Source organism: Nocardioides sp. 616 (assembly GCF_002930065.1).
Taxonomy (GTDB): Bacteria; Actinomycetota; Actinomycetes; order Propionibacteriales; family Nocardioidaceae; genus Nocardioides; species Nocardioides houyundeii.
Genome location: NZ_POAG01000017.1, coordinates 633,145 through 653,442, shown reverse-complemented (window position 1 = coordinate 653,442; position 20,298 = coordinate 633,145). Strand labels below are relative to the sequence as shown.

17 protein-coding genes are annotated in these 20,298 nt (G+C 71.5%); 14 read left to right on the top strand and 3 right to left on the bottom strand.

The genetic code is table 11. From position 1 onward, the window contains the following. The 6 genes from C5H89_RS09505 to C5H89_RS09480 form a co-directional block, all read left to right on the top strand. The coding region (locus tag C5H89_RS09505) for a radical SAM protein (RefSeq protein ID WP_104106735.1) at positions 1-979 on the top strand (979 nt) is incomplete at its 5' end. Further along, entirely contained in the window at positions 976-1,620 is a 645-nt protein-coding gene (gene pgsA / locus C5H89_RS09500; protein ID WP_104106734.1) for a CDP-diacylglycerol--glycerol-3-phosphate 3-phosphatidyltransferase, read from the top strand. The genes C5H89_RS09505 and pgsA, both read left to right, overlap by 4 nt. A gap of 67 nt (positions 1,621-1,687) precedes the next feature. Beyond that, positions 1,688-4,021 carry a 5'-nucleotidase C-terminal domain-containing protein gene (locus C5H89_RS09495; RefSeq protein ID WP_162799308.1) on the top strand — a complete coding sequence of 778 codons (2,334 nt, stop codon included), beginning with the start codon at positions 1,688-1,690 and terminating at the stop codon, positions 4,019-4,021. Positions 4,022-4,176: 155 nt separating this feature from the next. Continuing rightward, on the top strand, positions 4,177-7,083 hold the full coding sequence (locus C5H89_RS09490) for an ExeM/NucH family extracellular endonuclease (RefSeq protein WP_104106732.1): 2,907 nt from the start codon (positions 4,177-4,179) through the stop codon (positions 7,081-7,083). Next, the gene (locus tag C5H89_RS09485; RefSeq protein WP_104106731.1) at positions 7,080-7,574 is read left to right on the top strand and encodes a nicotinamide-nucleotide amidohydrolase family protein; all 495 of its coding nucleotides are present in this window, start codon (positions 7,080-7,082) and stop codon (positions 7,572-7,574) included. Before C5H89_RS09490 ends, C5H89_RS09485 begins: the two co-directional genes overlap by 4 nt. 66 nt (positions 7,575-7,640) lie before the next feature. Next, a complete protein-coding gene (locus C5H89_RS09480; RefSeq protein ID WP_101524753.1) occupies positions 7,641-7,949 on the top strand; it encodes a helix-turn-helix transcriptional regulator in 309 nt (102 codons plus the stop codon). Between the two features lie 42 nt (positions 7,950-7,991). On the opposite strand, the gene C5H89_RS09475 is transcribed toward C5H89_RS09480, so the two are convergent. Both C5H89_RS09475 and C5H89_RS09470 read right to left on the bottom strand, forming a co-directional pair. After that, positions 7,992-8,774 carry a DNA-formamidopyrimidine glycosylase family protein gene (locus C5H89_RS09475; protein WP_104106730.1) on the bottom strand — a complete coding sequence of 261 codons (783 nt, stop codon included), beginning with the start codon at positions 8,772-8,774 and terminating at the stop codon, positions 7,992-7,994. Beyond that, a complete protein-coding gene (locus tag C5H89_RS09470; protein WP_104106729.1) occupies positions 8,767-13,212 on the bottom strand; it encodes an ATP-dependent helicase in 4,446 nt (1,481 codons plus the stop codon). Before C5H89_RS09470 ends, C5H89_RS09475 begins: the two co-directional genes overlap by 8 nt. Positions 13,213-13,317: 105 nt before the next feature. On the opposite strand from C5H89_RS09470, the gene C5H89_RS09465 reads away from it, so the two are divergent. The 3 genes from C5H89_RS09465 to C5H89_RS09455 are packed head-to-tail and all read left to right on the top strand — an operon-like array spanning position 13,318 to position 15,834. Next, positions 13,318-14,232 carry an ABC transporter ATP-binding protein gene (locus C5H89_RS09465; RefSeq protein ID WP_104106728.1) on the top strand — a complete coding sequence of 305 codons (915 nt, stop codon included), beginning with the start codon at positions 13,318-13,320 and terminating at the stop codon, positions 14,230-14,232. Next, positions 14,232-15,026 (top strand): ABC transporter permease, encoded by a 795-nt coding sequence (locus tag C5H89_RS09460; protein ID WP_104106727.1) that lies wholly within the window; start codon positions 14,232-14,234, stop codon positions 15,024-15,026. The genes C5H89_RS09465 and C5H89_RS09460 overlap by 1 nt, the downstream gene beginning before the upstream one ends. A gap of 10 nt (positions 15,027-15,036) precedes the next feature. Beyond that, positions 15,037-15,834, top strand: a complete 798-nt coding sequence (locus C5H89_RS09455) for an ABC transporter permease (protein ID WP_101526199.1) — start codon at positions 15,037-15,039, stop codon at positions 15,832-15,834. Between the two features lie 21 nt (positions 15,835-15,855). Here C5H89_RS09455 and C5H89_RS09450 read toward each other — a convergent pair whose 3' ends face one another. After that, positions 15,856-16,365, bottom strand: coding sequence for a GNAT family N-acetyltransferase (locus C5H89_RS09450; RefSeq protein WP_104106726.1), 510 nt, complete (start codon positions 16,363-16,365; stop codon positions 15,856-15,858). A gap of 54 nt (positions 16,366-16,419) precedes the next feature. On the opposite strand from C5H89_RS09450, the gene C5H89_RS18930 reads away from it, so the two are divergent. From C5H89_RS18930 to C5H89_RS09425, 5 genes are all read left to right on the top strand, one after another. Continuing rightward, positions 16,420-16,971 (top strand): DinB family protein, encoded by a 552-nt coding sequence (locus C5H89_RS18930; protein ID WP_104106725.1) that lies wholly within the window; start codon positions 16,420-16,422, stop codon positions 16,969-16,971. Beyond that, on the top strand, positions 16,968-17,159 hold the full coding sequence (locus C5H89_RS09440; protein WP_104106724.1) for a DUF3046 domain-containing protein: 192 nt from the start codon (positions 16,968-16,970) through the stop codon (positions 17,157-17,159). Before C5H89_RS18930 ends, C5H89_RS09440 begins: the two co-directional genes overlap by 4 nt. Continuing rightward, positions 17,156-18,478: an MFS transporter gene (locus C5H89_RS09435; RefSeq protein ID WP_104106723.1), complete on the top strand. Its 1,323-nt coding sequence runs from the start codon at positions 17,156-17,158 to the stop codon at positions 18,476-18,478. Before C5H89_RS09440 ends, C5H89_RS09435 begins: the two co-directional genes overlap by 4 nt. 149 nt (positions 18,479-18,627) lie before the next feature. Further along, the gene (gene recA / locus C5H89_RS09430; protein ID WP_101524745.1) at positions 18,628-19,683 is read left to right on the top strand and encodes a recombinase RecA; all 1,056 of its coding nucleotides are present in this window, start codon (positions 18,628-18,630) and stop codon (positions 19,681-19,683) included. A 17-nt stretch (positions 19,684-19,700) separates the two neighbouring features. Beyond that, positions 19,701-20,288, top strand: a complete 588-nt coding sequence (locus tag C5H89_RS09425; protein WP_104106722.1) for a regulatory protein RecX — start codon at positions 19,701-19,703, stop codon at positions 20,286-20,288. The last annotated feature ends 10 nt before the right edge of the window (positions 20,289-20,298 follow it).

Below are 20,298 nucleotides of genomic sequence, written 5' to 3'. Positions count from 1 at the left end.
CGTGCCCGGGCACGCGGTCCCGGACCTCGAGGCCGAGCAGTCGCCCGCCACCGGGCCCCGCGCGATGCGTCGCCGGCTGGACGGCGGCCCGATGGCCCCGCTCAAGCTGGCCAGCGGTTGCGACCGACGCTGCGCGTTCTGCGCGATCCCGAGCTTCCGCGGGTCCTTCGTGAGCCGTCGGCCGAGCGACGTCATCGCCGAGGGCCGGTGGCTGGCCGAGCAGGGCGTCAAGGAACTCTTCCTGGTGAGCGAGAACTCCACGTCCTACGGCAAGGACCTGGGTGACCTGAGGCTGCTGGAGACGATGCTGCCCGAGCTCGCGGCCATCGACGGCATCGACTGGGTCCGGGTCTCCTACCTGCAGCCCGCGGAGACCCGTCCCGGGCTGATCGAGGCGATCGCCGGCACCCCCGGCGTGGTGCCGTACTTCGACCTCTCCTTCCAGCACGCCAGCGCCACCCTGCTGCGCCGGATGCGGCGCTTCGGCGACCCCGACAGCTTCCTCGACCTGCTGGAGCGGGTCCGGGCGCAGGCGCCGGAGGCGGGCGTCCGGTCGAACGTCATCGTGGGCTTCCCCGGAGAGACCGAGGACGACCTGCAGGTGCTCTGCGACTTCCTCGAGGCCGCGCGCCTGGACGTGACGGGAGTCTTCGGCTACTCCGACGAGGACGGCACCGAGGCGGCCGGCTACGACGGCAAGCTCGACCCCGACGAGGTCGCGGAGCGGACCGCCCACGTCACCGCACTGGTGGAGGAGCTCAACGCCCAGCGCGCCGAGGAGCGGGTCGGCGAGCGCGTCGAGGTGCTCGTGGAGTCCCTCGAGGACGGTGTCGAGGGCCGTGCCCGGCACCAGGGCCCGGAGGTGGACGGCACCACCCGTCTGCTCGACGCCCCGGCGAGCGTCAAGATCGGCGACCTGCTCGACGCGGTGGTCGTCGGGACCGAGGGTGTCGACCTGGTAGCGGAGCTCCCAGCGTGAGCACCGAGAGCGTGCGGCCGAGCAACCTCAACGTGCCCAACGCGCTCACCGTGCTGCGCATCCTGCTGGTGCCGGTCTTCGGCTGGGCGCTGCTGCACGACGGGGGAGACTCCTCGGTGTGGCGGTGGGTGGCGTTCGCGATCTTCGCGGTCGCCATGATCACCGACAAGATCGACGGCGACCTGGCGCGCAAGCACAACCTGGTCACCGACTTCGGCAAGATCGCCGACCCGATCGCCGACAAGGCCATCACCGGCATGGCGTTCGTCGGGCTCTCGCTCGTGGGCGAGATCTGGTGGTGGGTGACGATCGTGGTCCTGCTGCGTGAGTGGAGCGTCACGCTGCTGCGCCTCTCGGTGCTCAAGGACGTCGTGCTGGCCGCCTCCCAGAGCGGCAAGATCAAAACGACCCTGCAGGCGGTCGCCCTCGGCGTGCTGCTGCTGCCGCTGCCCCACGGGGACGCGCACGGGGGCGCCTTCGACGTCTTCGGGACCCCCGGTGAGGTGCTGTTCTACCTCGGCCAGGTGGCGCTGGCCGGGGCCGTGGCGATGACGATGTGGTCGGGGTACGAGTTCTTCCGGGACGTGGTCCGGGCCCGCCGTGCGGCCTCTCCGGACGCGGCGGCCAAGTCACACCAGTAACACCAAGACCCTCCCGTGCCGTTATGGTGAGCCGGATCACCAATCCATTCGAACGGGGATTCTCACTGTGTCAGCACACAACTTCTTGCCACGACGCCTTGCGGCGTCGGCGACCATCTCGGGCCTGGTGGCCGCGCCGCTGGCGCTGGTAGCCGCTACGGGAGGTGCTGCACAAGCAGCGCCCTCGGTCGAGGTCAACATCGTTGCCGTCAACGACTTCCACGGCCGGATCAACTCCAACACCGCGAAGTGGGCCAGCACCGTAGCGGCCGTCTCCGCGGACACCACCACGCCGGCGAACACCCTCATGGTCGGGGCCGGTGACCTGATCGGCGCCTCCGAGTTCGCCTCGTCCGTGCAGGGCGACCAGCCGACCATCGACGTGTTGAACGCCGTGGGGCTGGACGCCTCAGCCGTCGGCAACCACGAGTTCGACAAGGGCTGGGCCGACCTGCGCGACCGAGTCATCGGCCCCGGCGCGCCCGGCGCCGCCAGCCGCAACGCGGACTGGGCCTACCTGGCCTCCAACGTCACCCTGAAGGCGAACGGCGAGACGGCCCTGCCGCCGTACTGGACGTTCACCCTGGACAGCGGGACCCCGGGTGACACCAGCGACGACCTCACCGTGGGTGTGGTCGGCGGCGTCACCGACGAGACGCCCTCGCTGGTCAGCCCCGCCGGGGTGGCCGACCTCGCGTTCAGCGAGGAGGTCGCAGCCGCCGCTAAGTACGCCGACGCCCTCAAGGACGGCAACCCGGCCAACGGCGAGGCTGACATCGTGGTGGCCAGCTTCCACTCCGGTGCGCAGGTCGGTGGAGGATCCACCTTCGAGGCCGAGGTCGCCAAGGGCGGTGCCTTCGCCCGGATGGCGGCCATGACCGGCAGCGTCGACGCCATCCTCAACGGTCACACCCACCAGACCTACGCCTGGACCGGTGCCAAGCCGGGTGGCGGGACGCGGGCTTACCTGCAGACCGGTGAGTACGCCGCAAACGTCGGCCAGGTCAAGCTCACCGTGGACGTCGGTGCCGCCGGCGGTCCCAGCGTCACCGGTGTCCGGGCCGCCAACATCAAGCGGGCCGACAGCGCCGACCTGAGCAACCCGACGGTCAAGTCCGTGGACGACATCGTCAAGGCCGCGCTGGCCAAGGCCGCCGAGATCGGCAACCAGCCCGTGGGCCGGCAGAGTGCCGACATCACCCGGGCCTACAAGGGTGTCGACGAGTCCGGCAAGCCCGCCGAGGACCGTGGTGCGGAGTCCGCACTGGGCGACCTGGTCGCCAACGCCCTGCGCGACGGGGTTCCCGCCGAGGTCGCCGCTCCGGACCTCGGCATCGTCAACCCCGGCGGTCTGCGTGCCGACCTGCTGCACGCCGGCTCCCCGGCGACGAACCCGGCCAACACCGACGGCGTGATCACCTACGCCGAGGCCAACAACGTGCTGCCGTTCGTGAACAACGTCTGGACCGTCGACCTGACGGGCGCCCAGCTGAAGAAGGTGCTGGAGCAGCAGTGGCAGCCCGCCGGCTCCCAGCGTCCCTACCTGCACCTGGGCCTCTCCGACAACGTCGAGGTCACCCAGGACCTCTCGCGTCCCGTGGGATCGCGGATCACCTCGATCCGGATCGACGACAAGTGGGTGAAGGACAGCAAGGTCTACAAGGTCTCCACGTTCTCCTTCCTCGCCACCGGCGGTGACAACTTCACCGGCTTCAAGGACGGCGCGGCCAAGGACACCGGTCTGGTGGACCGGGACGTGTGGCTGAAGTACCTGCAGCAGACCCAGGCGCAGCCGGTCGCCCCGGACTTCGCCCTGCAGCAGGTCCGGACCCAGAACCTGCCGGACACGCTCACCGCCGGTGCCCCGCTGAAGGTCAAGCTGGCCGACTTGGACATGAGCTCGGTCGGCGCCGTTCGCAACACCTCGGTCGACGTGGTGCGGGTGCGTGACGGCAAGCGGAAGATCATGAAGTCCGTCAAGATGAACAACGTGGGCCGGGTCCGGGTGCAGTTCACCGTGCCGGCTGCCGACACCATCGAGCTGGTGGCCCAGCCGTCGGGGACCACGGTGACCCGCAAGGTGGTCCGCACCAAGCCGACCCTCAAGGCCTTCCGGGTCTTCCCGAAGGTCGTGAAGGTCGGCAAGACCAAGCCCCGCGTCCGGGTCTTCGTCACGGCCGAGAACAAGGGCAAGGTCGCGGGCAAGGTTCGGATCAAGGTCGACGGGCGCACGTACTTCACCACCCTCACCAAGGTCCAGGGCAAGCCGAAGAGCCGGGCCAAGATCACGCTGAAGGCGCTGCGCAAGACCGGCATGCGCACGATCGAGGTCCGCTACGCGGGCAATGACAACTACAAGGCAGTCAAGGAGACGTACAAGATCCGCGTACGTCGCCGCTGACCGCACCGCACGAAGAGGAGGGACCCGGGGCTGCCCCGGGTCCCTCCTTCGCGTCTCGGGGTGTTCGGCAGGACTTCACCTGGCGCTCTGTCGCCCCCGGCGTTTGTCGTAGAGGATGCCAACCAGGACCTCATCTCATCTCTCGGGAGTCACCCATGGGCACTGCCCCGCCTCGTCGCCACCACGCCTTCCCCGCCGGTCTCGGCCTGCTGGTCGCCGCCACCGCGCTGGTGCCGCTGAGCGCCACCGCGAACCCCGCAGGCACCGGTCTGGTGATCAGCGAGGTGTACGGCGCCGGGGGCAACAGCGGTGCCGTCCGCAACCAGGACTTCGTCGAGCTGTTCAACCCCACCTCCGCAGCGATCAGCGTCGCCGGGATGTCGGTCCAGTACCGCTCCGCCGGCAACGGCGGCACGGGCGTCACCGCGCTCACCGGGAGCGTCCCCGCCGGCGGCCACTACCTGGTGGGCCAGGCGGGCGGGACCGAGGGCACCGCCCTGCCGGCGGTCGACGCCTCCGGGCAGCTCAACCTGTCCGGCAGCAACGGGATCGCCTTCCTGGCCGAAGGCACCACCCCGGTCATCCTCAGGCCCGGCAGCTCGGTGGCGCAGGAGCGGGTGGTGGACCTGGTCGGCTTCGGCACCACGCCGAGCGTGTTCGAGACTGCCCCCACGGGCGTCGCCCTGACCAGCACCACGTCGGCGGCACGCCCGGCGGGGGACACCGACGACAACGCCGCGGACTTCACCATCGGCGCGCCCACCCCGACCAACGCCGCCGGGCAGACCCAGGCTCCGACGGGTCCCGGACCGGTGGACCCGGCCGCGCCGACGGCGCGCAGCATCGCGGAGATCCAGGGCCCCGGGGACACCTCCCCGCTGGTGGGGACCAGGGCCTCCACGCGCGGCGTGGTGACCGCGGTGCTCGGGGATCCCTACCCGGCCGAGCTCGGCACGTACGGCGGCTTCGATGGCTTCTACCTGCAGACCTCGGGCACGGGCGGCGGGACCGACGCGACCCCGTCGGCCTCGGACGCGGTCTTCGTCTACGCCGGCGCGTCCCCGCTGGCGGGCGTCGAGGTCGGCGACTCGGTGCAGGTCACCGGTGAGGTGGCGGAGTTCTTCGGGTTGACCCAGGTCGTCGCCGACGGCGCCGGCGTGGTCGAGCTGGCCGCGCCGCTGGCGCCCGTGACCGCGCTGGAGACGGCGTACCCGACGACGGACGCCGGCCGGGAGGCCCACGAGGGCGAGCTGCTCACCCTGACCGACGAGCTGACCGTGACCAACAGCTTCGCCACCAACCAGTACGGCGAGATCGGTCTCGCCACCGGCGGCACGCCGCTGGTGCAGCCCACCGAGGTCGTGCGCGACGACGACGTCGCCGGGCTGGCCCGGGTGAAGGCCGACAACGCGGCCCGTGCAGTGACCCTGGACGACGGCACCGGGATCAACTACCTGACCAACGACTCCCCGCAGCAGGACCTGCCCCTGCCGTGGCTGAGCGCCACGCACTCGGTGCGCGTCGGAGCGCGAGCCACGCTGATTGCCCCCGTCATCCTGGACTTCCGCAACAACACCTGGAAGCTGCAGCCGAGGCGGCCGGTGACCGACCAGGGCACGGACACCGCGACGTTCCAGGACACCCGCGCCACCAACGCGGCCCCGGCGCCGGTGGGCGGAGACCTGCGGCTGGCGACCTTCAACGTGCTCAACTACTTCAACACCACCGGGGAGCAGTACGTCGCCGCGGGCGCGGCCCAGTCGCCGCCGGTCCAGACCGCCTGCACCTGGTTCGAAGACCGGGACGGCAACCGGATCGGCAACCGGTCCTGCGGCGTGGGCACCGGCTCCGGCAACGACGGCAGCGGGCCGCGAGGTGCCGCGACCGCGGCGAGCTTCGGCCGGCAGCAGGCCAAGCTGGTGCGCGCCATCAACACCCTCGACGCCGACGTGGTGGCGCTCGAGGAGGTCGAGAACTCCATCAAGCTGGTGGGGGAGGCCGACCGCGACGACGCCCTGGCCTCGCTCGTCACGGCGCTCAACGCCGACGCCGGATCGCGGCGGTGGCGCTTCGTGCCCTCGCCCCAGGAGGCTGTCGTTCCGGCGGCGGTGAGCCAGCAGGACGTCATCCGCTCCGCGTTCATCTACCAGCACCGCGCCGTCCGCCCGGTCGGACGGTCCGACCTCCTGCTGGACACCACGGAGTTCGCCAACGCCCGGGAGCCGCTCGCCCAGGCCTTCCGTCCCCGCGGCGCCGGCAGGCCCGAGGCGTTCGCCGTGATCGCCAACCACTTCAAGTCCAAGGGTGACAGCACCCCGCCGGCCACCGGCGACAACGCCCAGAGCCCCGACACCGGGGCGTTCAACGGCGACCGGGTGCGGCAGGCGACCCGGCTCGGCGAGTTCGCGACCCAGTTCGCCGCGGCCCGCCGCGCCAAGGCCGTCTTCCTGGTCGGAGACTTCAACTCCTACAGCCAGGAGGACCCCATGCACGTGCTCTACGACCGGGGCTACGCCCCCGTCGAGTCGCAGGGGGAGGAGACCTACTCCTACGGCGGTCTGTCGGGTTCCCTGGACCACGTGCTCGGCAACCCGGCGGCCATGGCCATGGTGACCGGCGCCGACATCTGGAGCATCAACTCCAGCGAGTCCCCGGCGTACCAGTACAGCCGCTTCAACTACAACGTGCGCCAGCTCTTCAGCGCTGCCGACCCCTTCGCCACCTCCGACCACGACCCGGAGCTGGTCGGCCTCGCCACCCGGCGGACGGTCCCAGCCTCGGTACGTGCCCGGGTGGCCCCGCGCGTGGTCCAGGTCGGCCGCGGTCGCGCTCGGCTGACCGCGGTGGTGCGTTCCTCGCGCGGTGCCCCGACAGGCATCGTGCGGGCGATCCTCGGCGGCCGGACCGTGGGTCGGGCGGAGCTCACCCGGGGCCGGGCGGTGCTGTCGGTGGGACCGTTCTGCCGCCCCGGGGTGCGGCGGATCGTCGTGGAGTACCTCGGTGACGCCACCACGAGACCCGGGCGCACCACGGTGTCCGTGCGGGTGAAGGGGCGACGGTGACCGAGGAGCAGGGCGACGTCCGGGAGCTGCTGAGGCTGCTCGCCGACTCCGAGGCGACCCTGTCGGTGGCGGAGTCCCTGACCGGTGGGCTGCTCGCCGCGGCGGTCACCGAGGTACCGGGAGCCTCCGCGGCCTTCGTGGGTGGGGTCGTCGCCTACGCGACGCGGGTGAAGTCCGAGCTGCTCGGCGTCCCTGCCGAGGTGGTCGCCACCGACGGGGTGGTCTCGGCCAGGTGTGCCGAGGCGATGGCCGCGGGGGTGCGGGCGCTGCTGGGCAGCACCTGGGCGGTCAGCACCACCGGCGTCGCCGGCCCCGGGATCCAGGAGGGCAAGGCGGCCGGCACGGTCTTCGTCGGGATCGCCGGGCCGGACGGCGTCACCGCGGTCGCGCTGGCGCTCTCGGGCAACCGGTGGGAGATCCAGGAGGAGACCTGTCGGCGGGCCGTCGACCTGCTCCGGGACCGGCTCGGGGACACGAGGGTGGGGGAATAGCCAGCGTGCCTTCCTCCTTCCGGTAGCGTGGGCTCTCTACGACTCGATCCCCGGAAGGACGTCCGCATGGTGCTGTTTCGTCGGTCCCTCGGCGAAGTCCTCCGCCACAAGCGGATGGAGCTGGGCATGACGCTGCGCGAGGTCTCGGCGCAGGCCCGTGTCAGCCTCGGCTACATCTCCGAGATCGAACGTGGTCAGAAGGAAGCCTCCTCGGAGCTGCTGGCCTCGTTGTGCGCCGCTCTGGACATGCCGCTCTCGCTGGTGCTGCGCGAGGTCAGTGAGGTCGTAGCCCAGGAGGAGGCGCTCACTGCCGCCACCCGCCTCGAGGTGGCCCGCCCCCTGCCGACCAACGACGTCGTCGCCTCCGCCGCCTGAGGCTGTGGCCGCCGCGGCTCCTGGCGAGTCGTGGAGGAACGCTCAGCCCGGCTGGCAGTTGGCGCACCAGTACGCCGCCCGCTCCCGGCCCACCGGACCGACCATTTCGACGCTCACCGCGGTGCCGCAGCGCAGGCAGCTCTCCTGGCGATAGACCCAGGTACGTCGGTTGCGCCGCAGGTCGCCGGTGGTGGACTGCTCGGCGCGCTCCTTGTTGGCCTCCAGCATCAGCTTGGCCCGCCGCACCATGCGTCGCATGTCGGGCACGTCCCCGACGGGCGACGTGGGGGCGACGCCGCTGGTGAAGCAGAGCTCGGCGGCGTACATGTTGCCGACCCCGGCCATGCAGGTCTGGTCCAGGAGGGCCTGGATGACCGGCCGGGACGGGTCGGCGGTGATGCGGCGTAGCGCCTCATCCTCGTCCCAGCTCTGCCCGAGCAGGTCCGGCCCGAGGTGCCCGACCGCCAGGTGCTCGTCCTCGCGGGCGAGCAGCTCCACGATCCCCAGGGAGAATCCCACCGCGACGCGATCGGCGGTCTCCAGCACCACGCGTGCGCTGTGCGTGGGTCGGCGCCAGGTGCTGCCGCGGGTGTAGGCCTGCCACGCTCCCTCCATCTTGAGGTGAGTGTGCAGGGTCCACTGCCGATCGGCGTCGATGCGGGTCAGCAGGTGCTTGCCGCGACTCGCGGTGTTGCGGACCCTGCCTCCCGCGAGGTCGTGGGTGGCCAGCTGCGGCACGCGGAAGTCGGTCGAGACCAGCTGGTGGCCCGCCAGGGCGCGATCCAGCAGCCGGGCGGTCCGCCAGACGGTGTCTCCTTCAGGCACGCATCCTCAGCCCCTTCGGTGTGGCGACGAATCCGGCCTCCTGCAGCGCCAGGCGCAGCGGGGTGCCACCGGCGCCGAGCAGCTGCTCGCCGTCGGCCTTCTCAACGGTCAGTCGTCCCAGTGCACCACGGCGGGCGGCATCTGCCAGCGTGGCGGCGGCCGGGACGAGCATCTCCGGCTCCTCGGACCACGTCAACAGCGTGCGGCCACCGCGCTCGACGTACATCACCAGACGACCGTCGACCAGGACCACGACGGCGCCCGCCTTGCGACCGGGACGGTGCCCACCCGTCGACTCCGGCCAGCCCAGCGCCGCCCCGTAGGGATTGGCGGGGTCGGTCGCGGCCAGGGCCAGGCACACCGGGTCTTCGCGTTCGACGGGTTCGCTGTAGGTGCGCAGCCGGTCCACGGCGCCGGCGGTCCCGAACTGGGCGGCGCCGAGTCCCTCGACGAAGTAGCCGCGACGACAGCGCCCGGAGTCCTCGAAGGCGGACAGCACCTTGTAGACGGCCGCGAACCCTCCGACCACTCGCTCGCTCACCACGGCGCCGCGGGTCACGACGCCGTGCCGCTCGAGCAGGTGCTCGGCGCCGGCGTGCGCGCGACGCGTCGGGTCCGTGTCGCGAAGGGGGAGCAGGGACCAGCGACCGGCGGTCTCCGGGGGGCCGCCCCGGCTCGGCATGCGTCCGGTGCGGGGCGGTGGGCGCCGGGTGCGGTGGCTGGCGGTGCCCGATCGGACCAGGGCGCGCAACGGCACCAGGGTGTCGTTGGTGACCCGGCCCGACCAGACCAAGCCCCACAGGGCGGCGCTGAGCTGAGCGTCGGACATCGAGCCGACCTGGTCGGCGAGCTGGCGGTAGAACCAGGCGCCCCCGGGCTCCAGGGTCGCGAGCAGGCGCAGCTGGAGCTCGTCGAGCTCGGTGTCGTCCGCGTCGGGCAGGGTGAGCGGAGCCTGGTCGGCCAGGTGCAGGCTGACCCAGCCGTCGCTGCCTGGCAGCGGGGCGTGCCCGGCCCAGACCACCTCGCCGGAGGCGGTCAGCTCGTCGAGGAAGGCCGGTTGGTAGTCGCGCACCCGGGCGGCCAGCACGAGGGGCTCCAACGCGCTGGCCGGGACGGCGCACCCGGCCAGCTGGTCGATGGCGCTCAGCACCCCGTCGACGCCCCGCAGCCCGCCACGCTGCGTCACCACCTTCTGCCAGGCGGGCAGGAAGCGCGCCAGCGTGGTCTGGGTGACGGGCTCGACCTCCTTGCGCAGCCGGGCCAGGGACCGCCGGCGCAGCTTTCGCAGCACCTCCGCGTCGCACCACTCCGGACCGGCGCCGGAGGGGCGGAACTCGCCGTCCAGCACCCGGCCCCGCGCCGAGAGTCGCTGCAGCGCGTGGCGGGCGACCGCCTCGCCGATCCCGAACCGGTCGGCCACGTCGGCGGAGGTGAACGGCCCGTGGGTGCGGGCGTACCGCGCGACCAGGTCGCCCACGGGGTCCTCCTGGGGCTCGGTGAAGACCACCGGGGTGCCGGCCGGCACCGGGACCCCGAGGCCGTCGCGGAGCCGGGCGATCTCCTCGATGGTGCACCACACGGGCCGGCCCGCCATCCGCACCTCCGCGACCCGCCGGGCCAGGCGCAGCTGCTCCAGGGCAGCCGGGACGTCGACGCCGTCCACGGTGCGCCGGGTGATCTCCTCCGCGCTCTGCGGACCGAGCAGCCGCAGCAGGTCGGCGATGGCCTCGACGTCCCGGGCCCGGCGTTCGGGCACCAGCCACTGCAGCTCGGCCTCCACCTCGGCGAGCACCTCGGGATCGAGCAGCTCGCGCAGCTCGGCGCGGCCCAGCAGCTCGGCCAGCAGCCCCTGGTCGAGACTCAGGGCGGCGGCACGTCGCTCGGCGATGGGGGAGTCGCCCTCGTACATGAACTGCGCGACGTAGCCGAACAGCAGCGTCCGGGCGTACGGCGAGGGCTGCGTGGTCGCCACGTCGACCACGGTCACCTCGCGCCGCTGCACCGCCTTGAGCAGCGAGACCAGGGCCGGCAGGTCGTAGACGTCCTGGAGGCACTCCCGCACCGCCTCCAGGACGATGGGGAAGGAGGGGTACTGGGAGGCGACCTCGAGCAGCTGGGCGCTGCGCTGACGCTGCTGCCACAGGGGGCTGCGTCGTCCCGGATCGCGACGTGGGAGCAGCAGGGCGCGCGCGGCGCACTCGCGGAACCGGCTCGCGAACAGGGCCGAGCCTCCGACCTCGGCGGTGACGAGCTGCTCGATCTCCTCGGGGTCGAAGACCACCAGGTCCGCGCCGGGCGGCTCGTCGTCGGCGTCGGGGATGCGGATGACGATGCCGTCGTCGGAGGCCATCGCCTGGCCGTCGATGCCGTACCGCTCCCGCAGGCGGGCGTTGATGGCCAGCGCCCACGGCGCGTGCACCGGGGTGCCGTAGGGGGAGTGGACGACCAGGCGCCAGTCACCCAGCTCGTCGCGGAACCGCTCCACGAGCACCTGGCGGTCGCTGGGCAGCACGTTGGTCGCCTCGAGCTGCTCGGAGAGGTAGTGCACCAGGTTGGTCGCGGCGTACTCGTCGAGCCCCTGGGCCCGGGCGGCCTCGACTGCCGGACCGGTGCCCATCGCGGCCAGCTCGCGGCAGAACGCGCCGATCGCCGCACCCAGCTCCGCGGGCCGGCCGAGGGTGTCGCCCTTCCAGAACGGCAGCCGGCCCGGGACCCCGGGCGCGGGGGTGACCAGCACCCGGTCGTGGGTGATGTCCTCGATGCGCCAGCTCGTCGCGCCCAGGGCGAACACGTCCCCGACCCGGGACTCGTAGACCATCTCCTCGTCCAGCTCGCCGACCCGGCGGCCGGTGCCCTCGCCGACCAGGTAGACGCCGAAGAGGCCGCGGTCCGGGATGGTGCCGCCGCTGGTCACCGCGAGCCGCTGGGCGCCGGGCCGCGAGGTGAGCGCGCCGGTCACCCGGTCCCAGACGATGCGGGGCCGCAGCTCGGCGAACTCCTCGCTCGGGTAGCGGCCGCTGAGCAGGTCGAGGGTGGCGTCGAAGGCGCTGCGGGGGAGCGAGGAGTACGAGGCCGCGCGCCGGACCAGGTCGAAGAGCTCCTCGACGTCCCACTCCTCCAGCGCGGTGGCGGCGACCACCTGCTGGGCCAGCACGTCGAGCGGGTTGGTGGGGACCCGCAGGCTCTCGATGTCGCCGCTGAGCATGCGTCGCACCGCCACCGCGGTCTGCGCCAGGTCGCCGCGGTGCTTGGGGAACAGCACTCCGCGACTGGTCTCACCCACCTGGTGACCGGCGCGCCCGACGCGCTGCAGTGCGCTCGCCACGCTGGGGGGCGACTCGACCTGGATCACCAGGTCGACCGCGCCCATGTCGATGCCGAGCTCGAGACTGCTCGTGGCCACCACGCACGGCAGTCGGCCCTGCTTCAGGTCGTCCTCGATCAGGGCCCGCTGCTCCTTGGAGACCGACCCGTGGTGCGCCTTCGCGATCACCACGGTCGTGGGCTGCTCGCTCTCGGCGAGGGCGGCGCGCTCGCCGGCGATCTCGTTGAGGCGGGCGGTCAGCCGCTCCGCGAGCCGGCGGGAGTTGGCGAAGACGATCGTGGAGCGGTGCTGCTCCACGAGGTCGACCACCCGCTCCTCCACGTGCGGCCACATCGACTGGCTCCGCCGGGGATCGCCGGACTCCTCGTCGTACTCCTCGGGGGCGGTCATGTCCTCCACGGGCACGACCACCTTGAGGTCCCACTGCTTCTCGCTGGGCGGCGCCACGATCTCCACCGGCGCGGTCCCGCCCAGGAAGCGCGCCACCTCCTCCAGCGGCCGGACCGTGGCGCTCAGGCCGATGCGCTGGGCTGGGCTGGGCAGCAGCGCGTCGAGCCGCTCCAGGGTCAGGGCCAGGTGCGCGCCCCGCTTGGTGCCGGCGACGGCGTGCACCTCGTCGAGGATCACCGTCTCGACCCCGCGCAGGGACTCGCGTGCCTGGCTGGTCAGCATCAGGAAAAGCGACTCGGGCGTGGTGATCAGGATGTCGGGCGGACTGGTCGCCAGCTTGCGTCGCTCGGCCGGCGGCGTGTCCCCGGAGCGGATGCCCACCCGGACATCGGGGAGCTCGGTGCCGAGCCGCGCCGCGGTGTGGCGGATGCCGGTGAGCGGGGCGCGCAGGTTGCGCTCGACGTCCACGGCGAGCGCCTTCAGCGGGGAGATGTAGAGCACCCGGCAGCGGTGCTTGGGGTCGGAAGGGGGCGTCGTCAGCAGGGAGTCGATGCCGGCCAGGAAGGCGCTCAGCGTCTTGCCCGAGCCGGTGGGTGCCACGACCAGGGCGTGGCGGCCCTGGCGGATCGCCGTCCACGCACCCTCCTGGGCGGGTGTGGGGCTCTCGAAGGCAGCGCGGAACCACTCACGGGTGGGAGCACTGAAGTCGTCGAGCGCGGGCACCGTGTCATCTTGTCACCGGGCACCCCACGACCCGGGCCGGTGAACGGGAAACCCGGCTGCGTCGTGTCGGCGCCGGTGCGTAAGGTCGGCGCCGTGACAGAGTCCATGATCCACGCCACAGCACTGCGCAAGTCCTTCGGCACCTTCGAGGCGGTCAAGGGGATCGACGTCGACGTACGCCGTGGCGAGGCCTTCGGGTTCCTCGGCCCCAACGGCGCCGGCAAGTCCAGCACGATGCGGATGATCGCCGCAGTCAGCCCGGTGACCTCCGGTCAGCTGCGCATCCTGGGCCTGGACCCGGCCGTCGACGGGCCCACGATCCGGGGTCGGCTCGGGGTGTGCCCGCAGGAGGACACCCTCGACAACGAGCTCAACGTCTTCGACAACCTCTACATCTACGGCCGCTACTTCGGCATCCCCAAGGCCGACGTCCGGTCCCGGGCCGAGGAGCTGCTGGAGTTCGTGCAGCTCACCGAGAAGCGCAAGGCGCGGGTCGAGGACCTCTCCGGTGGCATGAAGCGCCGTCTCACGATCGCGCGGAGCCTGATCAACTCACCCGACCTGCTGCTCCTGGACGAGCCGACCACGGGCCTGGACCCGCAGGCCCGCCACGTGCTCTGGGACCAGCTCTTCCGACTCAAGCACGCGGGGGTGACGCTGGTGCTCACCACCCACTACATGGACGAGGCGGAGCAGCTGTGCGACCGCCTGGTGGTGATGGACAAGGGGCTGATCGTGGCCGAGGGGAGTCCGATCGAGCTGATCCGGCAGAACTCCACCCGAGAGGTCACCGAGCTGCGCTTCGGCGCCGGCGAGAACGAGCGGGCCGCGGAGAAGGTGAGCGACCTCGGCGAGCGGACCGAGGTGCTGCCGGACCGTCTCCTGGTCTACTCCGACAACGGCGAGGAGGTCGTGGCCAAGGTGCACGAGCGGGGGCTGCGTCCGGCGGCGGTCCTCGTGCGCCGCTCCACCCTGGAGGACGTCTTCCTCGCGCTGACCGGCCGGACGCTGGTCGACTGATGGCGACCAAGCTCTCCCCGGTCGAAGGGGCGGCCCGCCAGGTCGACTACTGGTGGACGGTGTTCAAGCGCACCTGGCGCGGGGGTGCCATCTCCAGCTTCGTGGCCCCGCTCTTCTACGTCGTGGCCATGGGCGTGCTCCTGGGCGGGTTCATCGAGGGCGACCCGAGCAGGCTGGAGGGCGCGACGTCCTACCTGGACTTCGTCGTCCCCGGCCTGGTGGCCAGCCACGCCATGCAGATCGCGGTGGGCGAGACGACGTACCCGGTGATGGGCGGGATCAAGTGGCACAAGACCTACCTGGCCCAGATGGCCACGCCACTGTCGATCCGTGACATCGTCAACGCGCACCTGGGGTTCGTGCTCTTCCGGGTGGCCTCCGCGTGCGCGGTGTTCATGCTGGTGCTGGCGCCGTTCGGGGTGTTCGCGACCTGGTGGGGCGCGGTCCTGGCCTGGTTGGCCCAGGTGCTGGTGGGGATCTCCTTCGGCTGCCTGGTGATGGCCTTCAGCGTCCGGCTCCGCTCCGAGGAGGGGTTCGGCGTGCTGTTCCGACTCGGCGTGGTGCCGCTGACGCTCTTCTCCGGCGCCTTCTTCCCGATCGACAACCTGGGACCGGCGCTGAAGTGGGTGGCCGTGGTGACTCCCCTGTGGCACGGGGTCGACCTGTCTCGCATGCTCTGCCTGGACCACGTGGACGTGGGTGCGGCGCTGGTGCACGTGGCGGTGCTGGCGGCGCTCACCGTCGTGGGGTGGCGCCTCGCGGTGACCGGTCTCGAGAAGCGGCTGGAGGTCTGAGGTGGCGATCATGGGCCAGACGGTGATCCCGTCGCCTCTCACTCCGGTCCAGGCCGCCAGGCTGCTGGTGCTGCGCAACTACATCACCTACCGGTCGGCGTGGAAGCTCTTCCTGACCGGCTTCCTGGAGCCGGTGTTCTACCTGTTCTCCATCGGGGTCGGCGTCGGTCAGCTGGTGGAGGGATTCGAGCTGAACGGCGAGCCGATCTCGTACGCCGCGTTCGTGGCTCCCGGGATGCTCGCGGCGTCGGCGTTCAACGGCGCGTTGATGGACTCGACCTACAACGTCTTCTTCAAGCTCAAGTACGACAAGCTCTACGACCAGATGCTGGCCACGCCGCTGACCACCCGGGACGTCGCGCGCGGCGAGATCGCCTGGGGGCTGATCCGCGGGTCCACGTACTCGGCGGCGTTCCTGCTGGTGATGGCGGCCATGGGGCTGATCAGCTCCTGGTGGGCGGTCCTGGCGCTGCCCGCGGCGATCCTGATCGCCTTCGCGTTCTCGGCCGTGTGCATGGGGCTGACGACCTACATGAAGTCCTTCCAGGACTTCGACAAGATCACCCTGGCCCAGCTGCCGCTGTTCCTGTTCTCGGCCACCTTCTTCCCGGTGACCGAGTTCGGTGACGGGGCCCTGCGCTGGCTGGTGGAGGCGACGCCGCTGTACCGCGGTGTGGTGCTGTGCCGCGAGCTCACCACGGGCGAGCTCTCCTGGGCGTCCGGGGTGAGCGTGGTCTACCTGCTGCTGATGGGGCTGCTCGGTCTCGCGATCGTCCGGCGGCGCCTGGACCTGCTGCTCCTGAAGTGAGGGCGCGGACGTCGGAGCGCCTCAGGGCAGGGTGACCAGCAGCTTCTGGTACCAGGCGACATCGATCCACTGGTCGAACTTGTAGCCGACCTCGCGCATCTGCCCGACCTTCTCGAAGCCCGTCGCCAGGTGCAGCCGCTCGCTGGCGGGGTTGGGCAGGGCGACCAGGGCGATCGCGCTGTGCACCCCGGAGACGGCCATGGTCTCCAGCAGGGCGGGGTAGAGCAGCTTGCCCACTCCCAGGCCACGGACCTTGCGGTCCAGGTAGATCGAGGTCTCCCGAGTCAGCTGGTACGCCGGGCGGGGCCGGTAGGACCAGGAGTAGGCGTAGCCCACGGCCACGTCGTCGGAGTCCACGGCCACGAGCAGGTGGTCCCCGGGGTGCTGGCCGTCCAGGCGGGCCCGCCAGTAGTCGAGATCAGGCGGTTCCAAGTCGAACGTGGAGGTCGAGTGCTCCACGGCCTGGGTGTAGATCGAGGAGATCACCGCTAGGTCGCGCTCTTCTGCGGATCGCGTGGCGAAGGATGACATGAGTGCATCGTTGCAGGTGCGGCACGGGTGTACGGCGGCTGGTTGAATGTGCCCGTGCCAGCTGCCGAGGAGATCGTGCCGGAGACCAAGGACTGGACCTGGGTCCTGGATCGTCGCTGCCCGGAGTGCGGACTGGTGTCGAGCGACCTGGAGGTCGCCTCGCTGCCCGGGCTGCTCAAGGAGAGTGCGTTGCGCTTCGGCGACGCGATGCGGCACGTCGGCGACGTGCGACTGCGTCCCGATCCCCGGACCTGGTCGGTGCTGGAGTACGCGTGCCACGTCCGCGACGTGCACCGCGTCTTCGCCGAGCGGTTGCGCGCCATGCTCGCCGCCGACCGGCCCACCTTCGCCAACTGGGACCAGGACGCCACCGCCGTGGAGTCCGCGTACGCCACCCAGGACCCGGTGGAGGTGGAGGTCGAGCTGCTCGAGGCCGCCGCGGAGGTGGCCGCCCTGTACGCCGGCGTGACCGCGGAGCAGGAGGATCGGAGCGGGCTGCGCAGCAACGGCAGTGAGTTCACCGTGCGCGCCCTGGGGCAGTACCACCTCCACGACGTCCTGCACCACCTGCACGACATCGGCTGCGACGACGTGGGAAGCCCGTGAGGCACACCGAGCTCCGGGCCCGCCTCGAGGCGGTGCTGGGTCGGGAGGCCAGCTCCTGGTCCGAGCTCTTCGTGATCACCGAGCTCGGCTCCCGCACAGTCGACGAGGCCCTGGAGGACGGGGTCCCGCCCAAGCAGGTGTGGGCGGCGGTGTGGCGGGTCCTGGAGCTCCCCGAGTCAGCGAGATGAACAGTCGGCTCGAGTCCGAGCAGGTACGGCGGATCCAGCGCCGGACCGTCCGGGTCCTCGTGGTGGGCCAGGCGCTGGGGGCGGTCGGCATCACCATCGGCATCGCCACGGCCTCCCTGCTCGCCCGTGACATCTCCGGCTCCGAGGGCCAGGCCGGCCTCGCGCAGACGTCCCAGGTGCTCGGGGCCGCGTTCGCCTCCTACCTGCTGGCGCGCCTGATGGCCGCTCGCGGCAGGCGACTCGGCCAGGTGACCGGACTGCTGATCGGCGCGTCCGGGGCAATGCTCGCCGTGGTCGCCGGCGTGCTGGACTCGATGGGGCTGCTCCTCGTCGGCGCTGCCCTCCTCGGGGCCACCACGGCGGCGAACTCCGGGGCGAGGTACGCCGCGACCGACCTGGCGCCCGACGCCACCCGCGCGAAGGCGCTGGGGACCGTGGTGTGGGCCACCACGGTGGGCGCGGTGCTGGGACCCAACCTGACCGGTCCCGCCGCGGCGCTGTCCCGTCGGCTCGACATCCCCGAGCTCACCGGGCCGTTCGCCCTGGGTGCCCTCAGCATGCTGCTCGCCGCGGCGTTCTTGGGGGTCTTCCTCCGCCCGGACCCGCTGCTGACCGCCCGCGAGCTGGCACCGGAGCAGCCGCGGGTCCCCGCAGGGCGCTCGTGGCAGCGGGCGTGGCAGGTGGTGCGGGCCACGCCGGCGCTGGCAGCCGCGATCGGGGCGCTGGCCTCCGCACACGCGGTGATGGTGGCGGTGATGATCATGACGCCGCTGCACATGGAGCACGGCGGAGCCGCGCTGGACCTGGTGGGCTTCGTGATCTCGGTGCACGTGCTGGGCATGTACGCCTTCTCGCCGCTGGCCGGCATCGCCGCGGACCGGGCGGGCCGTCCCGCGGTGCTGCTGGCCGGAGCAGTGGTGCTGCTGCTGGCGCTGCTGCTGTGTGGGCGGGCACCCGAGGGACACTCCGCCGGGATCACCGTCGGCCTCTTCCTGCTCGGCCTCGGCTGGTCCCTGGTCACGGTGGCCGCCTCCACGATGATCGCGGAGCTCACCCCCCTGGACGCCCGCACCGACGTCCAGGGCGCGGCCGACATGGCGATGGGTCTGATGGCCGCGGCCGCGGGCGCCCTCGCCGGAGTGGTCGTGGGGGCTTGGGGCTACCCGGCCCTGAATGTCTTCGCGGCGTTCCTCACCGCCGGGGTGGTCGGCGCCGGCCTGGTCGCGCGACGTGTCGCGAGTCCGCCCGCGGCACCGCCCGCGGCACCGATCGGGGCGCCGCTGGACCCGAGCGCGACACGCGGGCGCGGGAAGTCTTGATCGAACACCTGTTCGGGCTACGCTGGGTGCACAGGTACGACGTGTGAGCGGTTTCTCCACAGCCCGGGTCAGTCCGACCAGCGCTGTCGGCGGTGACGCCTAGCGTCGAAGGCGTACCTGGCACACCGACGAGATGAATGGGGCTAGACATGGCTGGTGGAGACCGCGAGAAGGCATTGGATGCCGCCCTCGCCAATATCGAGAAGTCGTTCGGCAAGGGCTCGGTCATGCGACTGGGCGACGAGACCCGGGCGCCGCTCGAGGTGATCCCGACGGGCTCCATCGCGCTCGACGTGGCGCTGGGCCTCGGTGGTCTGCCGCGCGGCCGGGTGGTGGAGATCTACGGTCCGGAGTCGTCGGGAAAGACGACCGTCGCCCTGCACGCGGTGGCCAGCGCCCAGGCAGCGGGCGGCATCGTGGCGTTCATCGACGCCGAGCACGCGCTCGACCCCGACTACGCCAAGAACCTCGGCGTCGACACCGACGCCCTGCTGGTCTCCCAGCCGGACTCCGGCGAGCAGGCGCTCGAGATCGCCGACATGCTGATCCGTTCCGGCGCCCTCGACCTGATCGTGATCGACTCGGTGGCGGCCCTCGTGCCTCGTGCCGAGATCGAGGGCGAGATGGGGGACAGCCACGTGGGGCTCCAGGCCCGGCTGATGAGCCAGGCACTGCGCAAGATGACCGGTGCCCTGAACAACTCCCAGACCACCGCGATCTTCATCAACCAGCTGCGCGAGAAGATCGGGGTCATGTTCGGCTCCCCGGAGACCACGACCGGTGGTCGGGCGCTGAAGTTCTACTCCTCGGTGCGTCTGGACGTGCGTCGGATCGAGACCCTGAAGGACGGCCAGGAGATGGTCGGCAACCGGACCCGGGTCAAGGTCGTCAAGAACAAGGTCGCGCCGCCGTTCAAGCAGGCCGAGTTCGACATCATGTACGGCAAGGGCATCAGCCGCGAGGGTGGGCTCATCGACGTGGGCGTGGAGGCGGGCCTGGTGCGCAAGGCCGGCGCTTGGTACACCTACGAGGGCGACCAGCTGGGCCAGGGCAAGGAGAACGCTCGGTCCTTCCTCAAGGACAACCCCGACCTGGCCAACGAGCTGGAGAAGAAGATCCTCGAGAAGCTCGGCGTCGGCCCCCAGGTGAACACCCCGGTGGTGGACGACCTCTCGGACGAGCCGATCGGCGTCAAGGACTTCTGAGTCCGAGCTGACCTGTGATGTCGCAGAGACGCCCGAGGTCCCGGTGGCAGGGCGACGTGCACGACGGTGTCGCCGCGTGGACCGGATCCGTACCTGAGGATCCGGTCCAGGCGGGGCCCGAGGCGGACCCCGAGGCGGTGGCCCGCAAGATCCTGCTGGACCAGCTGACCGGGCAGGCTCGCAGCCGCAAGCAGCTGGCCGACAAGATGGCCGCCAAGGACGTTCCCGTGGAGATCGCCGAGGCGCTCCTGGACCGGTTCGAGGAGGTGGGCCTCGTCGATGACGAGGCGTTTGCCCGAGCGTGGATCGCGAGCCGGCAGCCGGGCAAGGGCCTGGCCGGGCGCGCGCTGGCCCAGGAGCTCCGCCGCAAGGGGATCGACGAGGAGCTGGTGCGCGAGGCGGTGGCGGAGATCGACCCCGCCGACGAGGAGGCCGCGGCACGGGTCCTGGTCCGCAAGAAGATGCGGAGCATGCGCGCGCTCGACACGGTGACCGCTACCAGGAGACTGGTGGGAATGTTGGCCCGCAAGGGCTACTCCAGCGGCATGGCCTTCGCGGTGGTCCGAGAGGAGCTGGGCTCGGACCTGGAACCGGATCAGTCATGATGTGCTCATG

What these genes read in the sequence shown, in the direction of transcription:
- recA (WP_101524745.1), top strand. Translation starts at nt 18,628, where the DNA reads ATGGCTGGTGGAGACCGCGAGAAGGCATTGGATGCCGCCCTCGCCAAT.
- C5H89_RS09450 (WP_104106726.1), bottom strand. Translation starts at nt 16,365, where the DNA reads ATGTCATCCTTCGCCACGCGATCCGCAGAAGAGCGCGACCTAGCGGTG.
- C5H89_RS09490 (WP_104106732.1), top strand. Translation starts at nt 4,177, where the DNA reads ATGGGCACTGCCCCGCCTCGTCGCCACCACGCCTTCCCCGCCGGTCTC.
- C5H89_RS09425 (WP_104106722.1), top strand. Translation starts at nt 19,701, where the DNA reads ATGTCGCAGAGACGCCCGAGGTCCCGGTGGCAGGGCGACGTGCACGAC.
- C5H89_RS09465 (WP_104106728.1), top strand. Translation starts at nt 13,318, where the DNA reads ATGATCCACGCCACAGCACTGCGCAAGTCCTTCGGCACCTTCGAGGCG.
- C5H89_RS09460 (WP_104106727.1), top strand. Translation starts at nt 14,232, where the DNA reads ATGGCGACCAAGCTCTCCCCGGTCGAAGGGGCGGCCCGCCAGGTCGAC.
- C5H89_RS09480 (WP_101524753.1), top strand. Translation starts at nt 7,641, where the DNA reads ATGGTGCTGTTTCGTCGGTCCCTCGGCGAAGTCCTCCGCCACAAGCGG.
- C5H89_RS09455 (WP_101526199.1), top strand. Translation starts at nt 15,037, where the DNA reads ATGGGCCAGACGGTGATCCCGTCGCCTCTCACTCCGGTCCAGGCCGCC.
- C5H89_RS09435 (WP_104106723.1), top strand. Translation starts at nt 17,156, where the DNA reads ATGAACAGTCGGCTCGAGTCCGAGCAGGTACGGCGGATCCAGCGCCGG.